The organism is Candidatus Culexmicrobium sp. (assembly GCF_058356305.1).
The window spans coordinates 1-7,277 of the sequence record NZ_JBTVBB010000038.1 but is presented as its reverse complement, the minus strand read 5'-3'; the positions used below and the strand labels follow the sequence as shown (position 1 = coordinate 7,277).

Here is a 7,277-nt window from a genome sequence, read left to right as displayed (position 1 = left end):
ATTCGTCCTATACGTGGTCTCTTTCTAGATTTTATGCGTCCAATTCTAGGTTTCATAATGGTTACCATTTGTTACTTGTTGAGAGACATTATATTTCTTATGTCTTCGATTTTAAATGCTTGAGGGGTGGCATATTCTTTTGTACCAGCAACTTCTACATTTTCTCTTCCATTTTGGAATTGGAATTTCTTCTCCACTCAGTATTTTTCTTGTTTTTTCAATTGTCTTTAGAGTGTAATTTTTTAGTTGTCTTGTAAATCTTCTTTCAATCCATAGTTTTGAGTATTTATAGTATAGGATTAATTTGTATACTGGTTGTTTGAATTCTTCCTCAACCATTATTGCATAGGTTGCTGTTTGATATATGTGGTCTGGATATGGCTTTTTAGTTTTAGTATATTTTATTTCGAGGATGTGAAGCTTCTTATCCTTCCAGTATATGCAGTCAACTACACCCATCAATCTATATTCTTCACTTTTGACGGGTCTTGAAAAGATTATTTTCTCAGCCTTTATTCTCTTGTCACCTAAAAGTGTTTTCCTCCTCTTCAATCCAGCTTTATCTTTCTCATAATCCTCCTTTCCCTTTAGCATCATTTCTGTTTCAGGCTCAATTATTCTCCTAACATACTTATTATACAGTATTGATGGACAGAATAGATAGTCTCTCACATGGATTGGAGTTATATATTCCTCTTTCATTACAATAATGAATTTAATTTATCCTTCTAATTTATTCATTGGTTAAATGTTTTTAGGTTCTCTTTATAGGGAAAAATTTTTAAATTTTTTCCCTCTATATGAGACTATGATTAATAGAGACACCCTAATAAGACTGATAAGGGACTTCGCTGAAAAACCATTTCCAAGTGATTTAAGGGAGAGAGAACTAGAAATTCCACTTGAAATCCCCTTAAGGAGAGCTATTTCAATAATAGGTCCAAGAAGAAGTGGGAAGACATACATGATGTATCTACTAATAAGAAAGCTAATTAGAAGAGATGTTAATCCTAATAGAATTTTATATGTAAATTTTGAGTCATATGACCTGGTAGGAGCAAAATTAGGTGACGCTAAAAAACTTGTAGACATCTACTTTGAAATCTACCCTGAAAATAGAAATAGGAAAGTATGGTTCTTTTTAGATGAAGTACAAAATTTAGATGGCTGGGAAATTTTCGTTAGAAGCTTAATTGATAAGGGTGATATTTCAGTTTATATTTCAGGTTCATCCTCTAAGCTTTTAAGTAGAGAGATTGCAACACAATTGAGAGGAAGAACTATAAGCTATGAAATTTATCCACTAAGCTTTAGTGAATTTCTAGAATTTAAGGAAATTAAATTCAATAAATTTCCATCATCAAGGGAGAGATCTAGAATACTCAATGCATTAAACGAGTATTTAGAATGGGGAGGTTATCCTGAAACCCTCCTTTTCAATAAAGAGAAAATCTTAAGGGAGATATTAGAGGTTACTATTCAAAGAGACCTAATTGAGAGATATAAGATTAGAAATGAGAAAATACTTAGAATACTAATTAGGGCACTTGCCTTTTCAAAGGAGTTTTCAGTCCACAAATTTTACAATTACCTCAAATCAACTGGATATAAAATTAGTAAAAACACTTTATACTCCTACATGGAAATGCTAAATGATATAATGATAATATTTCCAGTTAGAAAATTTTCACCCTCATATAAGGATGAGGAAAGATCCATACCCAAAATATATTTTGTAGACAATGGCTTGCTTAGAATTCAAGGTGTTGATAGTAAAAGTAAATTGATGGAAAACCTCGTTTTCATGCATTTATTAAGAAGATTCCAAAGAAATAAAATTAATTATTATAGAACTGTTAATGGAAGGGAAGTTGACTTTGTAATAAAGGAGAATAATAGGGTAAGACAATTAATTCAAGTATGCTATAACATTGACGATTTCAAAGTTAAAGAGAGAGAAGTTAAGTCATTATTAAAGGCAAGTAAGAATCTTAAATGCAACAATTTACTAGTAATAACATATGACTATGAAAATGTGGAGAAGATAGATGATAGGAGAATAGTATTTAAACCTATATGGAAATGGCTGTTAGGGATAAGTTAGTAGGCTTCATAAAACCATTACTTCCTCTTCTTCATATGATATTAATTCTCCAATTATTTCCCTTAATTTCATATCTGCATTACATATTATAAATATCTGTATATTCCCCCTATTTTTCCCTAGGATTCTCTTAAGCCTATTCTTAAGGTTTTTTCTTTGCTGTGAATTAAGTTTTCCTAGGAAGGCGCTTTTCTGTATTCTTGTTAGTCCTGCAACTTTACATGCAGTAGCTATTCTATCACGTATCCTATCATCAGTTATATCATATATTACTAGGGTATGCATTGCTATCACCTAGATTATATTGTATGGCTGATAGCTTTTAGTGTAGCCTACAATGTATTTTGCTAGTCTTAATGGCTGTAACTGTATATGCGCCTTTATTGGTAGTGTTCGATTTAGAAATGTAACTTTTCTATCAAGCGTCTTATAGTATAATTCAATTAGTCTTCTACGTCCCTTATCTGTGAGCTTATTTTCTTGATCTATAATTTTCTTCCAATCCTTACTTACAGTGAAGAAGTGTATTAGACTTTTATCTACTATTGGCTGTCTAAACTCCTCCATTAAATCCATAACTAAACTCGGCCTCCTACTACTATCCTCATGCAAATATCCTAAATATGGATCTAAACCTGACAATTCAACTGCAAACCATACTTCACTAGCTAGAATTGAGTATAGATAATTTAGTGAAATGTTGAAGGGATCTTCTGGACGGTCAAATCTCTTCTTCCTTCTACCTTCAAATCCAACCTCACTTGGAAGAAGCTTATTTACAGTTTCCCAGTAAATTCTACTTGCCTCAGCCTCCTTTGAAATATACCATGACTTATAGTTTCCAGCACCCTTAACTTCAACTTCCCTCTTAACTCCCTCTATCTCCTCAACATCCCTCCTCAATTCCTCTGCTAATCTAACATTCCTCCTCATTCTAACCTTACGTATACGCTTAAGAAGATTAATTTGATTTGAAATTTTATTTAAAACAATTCTCCATGCAATATTCAATCCTCTACCATTCATTTGAGCTTTAAACTGCTCCTTCTTCAACTTTACTGAACCCCCTCTCCTCATAGGCTGAAGCTTCCCTATAGGCCGATTTCGAGATAGAAATACTATTTGAACACCATGTTTAAGCAATAGCTTTAAGGCATCACCACTAATACTGAATCCACGTGCATTAACAATAATGTGAGATAAATTTCCAACACTAATAGTCCTCTTCTCTCCACCAGCCTTTCTAATAAGAAGCATACCCTTCTTAACACCTAGATAATAGCCAAATCCAGTTAAAATTAATCTTTTACCTATATTTCCCCACCCCTACAAATAGAATAATATATACAATAGTCGGGGCAATCTTCAGGCTTACCTGGATCCTCACCTGAAACTAAAATGTTAAAGGCTTCATCCCTAATCTCAATAAACTCTCTCCTCAACTCATCACCAATAAAAAACATTTTATTATTAATCTTAACATGACCTTCCTTAACTGAAAGATAAGTTATAAGTCCATAATCAATAGGCATTTCCAAGTCACTTTCAATAGCCAATGCATATCCAGCTAGAGCATATTTATGAAAATCTCTAACATCACCAGTCTTAATATCAATTATAACTCTATTATCAAGCATTATATCAACCCTCAATTCCTTAGACAATCCAATCAACCTACCATCAATAAGCTTCTCAGTAACCTGGGGAACAACTCTATCAACAATACTCTCAAGCTTAGCATACTTAACCTCAGATAAAACAACATCCAATCTAGAAGCAGCTTGAACAATAAAGTAATCATAAAGCACACGTAAATCACTCCTTAAAAGCTCAGCCTCCTCTAAACTTAAATACCGCTTAACCCTATGCTCATCAATTAAAGATCCAATAACCTCTTCACGCTTCTCCTCAAGCAGCCTAATCAACTCAACACCTCTAATTAAACCATGGGAATAAAGAGTAGACTTAACTAGAGAAGCACTCCTACTAGACAATGCATGATAAAGCCATCCACGAACAGTCTTAAAAGTAATAGGTGCAAGAATACCTGCTACTCTACGAAGATAAATGTCCCTATACGTTGGACAATACCTATTAGCAATCTCAGAAACACCAAAATAAACATTCTCCATTGGAGGGGAAAGCAAATCATTACTCCAACTCCAACCTCTAAGCTCATTTGAAACTTCAACTAACTGATAAAGCTTCCTCAACTGCATCAATAATCTATCTAATTCACGATAATAAAGCCAAGACATAAAAACCCAAATAACTATAGCTCAAATTAAACTTTAAAAATTAACTCAAAAACAAGAAAATAAAATAATAAAATTAAGATGCAAAATCTAAGAAGTCAAAACAAAATGTATCAATTTTCACAATTAACTATTTTATAAAGAAATAGATAAAATCATATTAGGCGAAACATATGCATCTACATATATATCAGATAATTGGAGTCACTAAATATGAAAAAGTTAACTACCTAGTTAACAATGAAATCTATGAGGCAAAATTATCCTCAGAAGCACTATACGAATACTACAAGAACAAGGATTACTTCTCAAACATAAAAATACACTATATTTGTCCATTAAGCGTAGTTTTAGATAAAATTAATAGTCTAGAAGACCTTTTAAATGAGGAAATTGTGAGAGAAATAACCTTAGAGAAGATAGAAGAAAACATATTGAGTGATAACTTGTTAGAAGAGAATAAAATTGATATTTTAATAACCAATAGTATTGGAACATACATGTCAAGCTTAAAGGAAAATGGAAAAATTCATTTTAAATGTACACCTAGTATAGTTACACTTCAAATTTTATTTCATATGATTAAAAATATCAGCTTAAATAACGTAGAAGTTATAGCAGATATATCGACAGGCTACAACATATACATTTCATCACTCCTAAATGCATTAAGAGCTTTCATTGTCCGACATAAAATGTATAATGCCTTTAACTCGAAAATTAAAGGAAAATATGCAATTTCCGAACCAATTCTAAGAATGGTCAAAGCTAAAAACTATAAAATAATGATTGGAGAATATGATGTGAAAGCCTTCTTTGAACTACCAATTAAACATACAAATCTAAGTAGTATTAGTAAATTAGAAAGATATATTGACGTAAATCCACAGGAGAAAAAAGTTCTCTCCCAAAAATGTAGAGAAACTTCAAATAAACTAAAAGGGCTATTAACTAACTTGAGAATTACCTTCCACGCCATCAAATATAATACTCCACTAGCAATCTATCACCCAGAACTAGTCAACCTCAATACACCCTACAGTCAAATTGAAAAAGAATTAATAAACTTCTATGAAGAAACATGTAAAATGAAGATAAAAAACAATACTTTCATCTCTCCAACACATTCTGAAAAAGATATAATTAACTTAATCTACTCCATTGCACTTTTCTCTGGCCTCAAAAAACTATTAACTAAAATAAGTAAGCCAACCCTCGATGAAATAAGTGACATATTCCCTCAAATTTACTCAAAATTAAAATTAGATCTCAATACACTATTTCTCGAAAGAGATGTCAAAGAGATAAGAATGCTTAAAGACAAAATAGATGAAAAATGGAGACTATACTCAGAAATAAAACATGGAGATATAAAGACAAGAAAGGAGGATGCCAAAATAAAAGCAAGGGGAAGTATGAAGAGAAATTTCTTCGCACACTCAGGATTTGAAGAAAAAATATTTGAAATAAGAAAAGTTGAAGATAAAATAGAATTAAGATTTAAAAGAGAAAGATTAAATGAAATAAGAAGATGGCTATTAAACCCTAAATAGTAAATGTCGTCCAACACCTAAAATCAGTAAACGGTATTAAAATTGAAATTCTATTCAATCCCATCCCAGTTTTAAAATATTATGACTAGACTAAATGCCTCATAACCTAAATCTCCACATATTCCTTCAAGGAAATTAAATCATTTTAAGCATCATTACAGTCCATTTCCTCAACTTTATTTTTCCATTTTCCTCAATTATTAGATTCCATGATTTTAGATGATAAAGTTCTTCTTCACCATACTTTTGATTGAAATAGCTTTTAGGAGTAAAACCATGTGTTTTTTGATATTCTAACAAGAAACTTAATATTTCCTTATATTTTGGATTCAAGGTTATAGGTATTAATGGCAGTTGAATTGGCTGTTTTAACTCTTCATGCAAATAATATATTGTATCAATCTGTAACAATGCAGCTGTTGTATATAGAATTGCATTCTCCGGTTTAAATCCCCCCGTCGCATTCAAATAGACTATATTATTAGGATTCTGTTTAAGTTCAACTACTTTACTTATAATTTTATCAAGTAATGTAACTAGCCCATCCTCAAAATGTGAAGGTAAACCAAAACCACCAACATGAATTATCACCGCCTTAACTCCCACTTCATCATAAAAATATTTTTGTAATTGATAGGCACAAAACTTCCCTCTCCCAGTATCAGTTGCATACAAGTAAACTTCATCAACTCTACCATTCTCAATAAAATTCCACATTGCATTTAACTCTGCACTCATCCCCCTCGGATCCAACTTAACCCTATCATAAACCTTCAAGAACAACTCAGAACTAGGCGAACAATACTTTAAAACTTCACTATCACTTCGAAGAATTCTTCTTTCATTATCATCAGCAAAATTCCTCACATAATTACCAATAATACTAATCCCAACAGTAACCAAATGAAAATGCCTCATACAAACACCAACCCAAACTAAATATACAATCAAAATCTATTTCTACCTTACCTAAAATAAAACTGAATACAATCTTAAATTGCAACTTTTATCATTAATTTCTTGCAAGTTTATTTGGTTCCCATGATCACTCAGAAAAGAAGCTTTCAGAAAGTCTTTTAACCCTAAAAAAGAAAAATTAGTATCGGAACCCAAAAAAGGGAATTGAAAGTTTGTGCAAAAATGTTGACTCTGAAAATTGGGTGAGGAACCCAAAAAAGGGAATTGAAAGTCACTATTTGGTGGATGTGTGTGGAAGGTGGCTATTAGTGAACCCAAAAAAGGGAATTGAAAGTCCGTATCCTCGTGTATACTCCGAATATGATGTATGAGGCTGTTTCAACTGAACCCAAAAAAGGGAATTGAAAGTCCGTATCCTCCTCTTTTTCTGCTGTATGATAGGAATAT

Annotated in this window: 7 protein-coding genes; 2 read left to right on the top strand and 5 right to left on the bottom strand. The window is 31.9% G+C overall.

All coding sequences use genetic code 11. The annotated features are described in order from the left end of the window. Positions 1-111: 111 nt before the first annotated feature. Positions 112-702: a CRISPR-associated protein Cas4 gene (gene cas4, locus ACW8TM_RS10365; protein WP_491533217.1), complete on the bottom strand. Its 591-nt coding sequence runs from the start codon at positions 700-702 to the stop codon at positions 112-114. Between the two features lie 106 nt (positions 703-808). Between cas4 and ACW8TM_RS10360 the strand changes: the two genes are divergently transcribed. Beyond that, positions 809-2,104: an ATP-binding protein gene (locus ACW8TM_RS10360; RefSeq protein ID WP_491533216.1), complete on the top strand. Its 1,296-nt coding sequence runs from the start codon at positions 809-811 to the stop codon at positions 2,102-2,104. A 6-nt stretch (positions 2,105-2,110) separates the two neighbouring features. On the opposite strand, the gene cas2 is transcribed toward ACW8TM_RS10360, so the two are convergent. The 3 genes from cas2 to cas4a are packed head-to-tail and all read right to left on the bottom strand — an operon-like array spanning position 2,111 to position 4,362. Further along, on the bottom strand, positions 2,111-2,389 hold the full coding sequence (gene cas2, locus ACW8TM_RS10355) for a CRISPR-associated endonuclease Cas2 (protein ID WP_491533215.1): 279 nt from the start codon (positions 2,387-2,389) through the stop codon (positions 2,111-2,113). Positions 2,390-2,398: 9 nt separating this feature from the next. Next, positions 2,399-3,403, bottom strand: a complete 1,005-nt coding sequence (gene cas1, locus ACW8TM_RS10350; RefSeq protein WP_491533218.1) for a CRISPR-associated endonuclease Cas1 — start codon at positions 3,401-3,403, stop codon at positions 2,399-2,401. Positions 3,404-3,414: 11 nt separating this feature from the next. Then, a complete protein-coding gene (gene cas4a / locus ACW8TM_RS10345; protein WP_491533214.1) occupies positions 3,415-4,362 on the bottom strand; it encodes a type I-A CRISPR-associated protein Cas4/Csa1 in 948 nt (315 codons plus the stop codon). A 170-nt stretch (positions 4,363-4,532) separates the two neighbouring features. Here cas4a and ACW8TM_RS10340 point away from each other — a divergent pair, with 170 nt between their 5' ends. Beyond that, on the top strand, positions 4,533-5,912 hold the full coding sequence (locus tag ACW8TM_RS10340; protein ID WP_491533213.1) for a TM1812 family CRISPR-associated protein: 1,380 nt from the start codon (positions 4,533-4,535) through the stop codon (positions 5,910-5,912). Positions 5,913-6,047: 135 nt separating this feature from the next. Here the strand turns inward: ACW8TM_RS10340 and ACW8TM_RS10335 are convergent, their stop codons facing one another. Next, positions 6,048-6,830 carry a putative CRISPR-associated protein gene (locus tag ACW8TM_RS10335; RefSeq protein ID WP_491533212.1) on the bottom strand — a complete coding sequence of 261 codons (783 nt, stop codon included), beginning with the start codon at positions 6,828-6,830 and terminating at the stop codon, positions 6,048-6,050. Between the last annotated feature and the right edge of the window lie 447 nt (positions 6,831-7,277).

What these genes read in the sequence shown, in the direction of transcription:
- cas2 (WP_491533215.1), bottom strand. Translation starts at nt 2,389, where the DNA reads ATGCATACCCTAGTAATATATGATATAACTGATGATAGGATACGTGAT.
- ACW8TM_RS10335 (WP_491533212.1), bottom strand. Translation starts at nt 6,830, where the DNA reads ATGAGGCATTTTCATTTGGTTACTGTTGGGATTAGTATTATTGGTAAT.
- ACW8TM_RS10360 (WP_491533216.1), top strand. Translation starts at nt 809, where the DNA reads ATGATTAATAGAGACACCCTAATAAGACTGATAAGGGACTTCGCTGAA.
- ACW8TM_RS10340 (WP_491533213.1), top strand. Translation starts at nt 4,533, where the DNA reads ATGCATCTACATATATATCAGATAATTGGAGTCACTAAATATGAAAAA.
- cas4a (WP_491533214.1), bottom strand. Translation starts at nt 4,362, where the DNA reads ATGTCTTGGCTTTATTATCGTGAATTAGATAGATTATTGATGCAGTTG.
- cas4 (WP_491533217.1), bottom strand. Translation starts at nt 702, where the DNA reads ATGAAAGAGGAATATATAACTCCAATCCATGTGAGAGACTATCTATTC.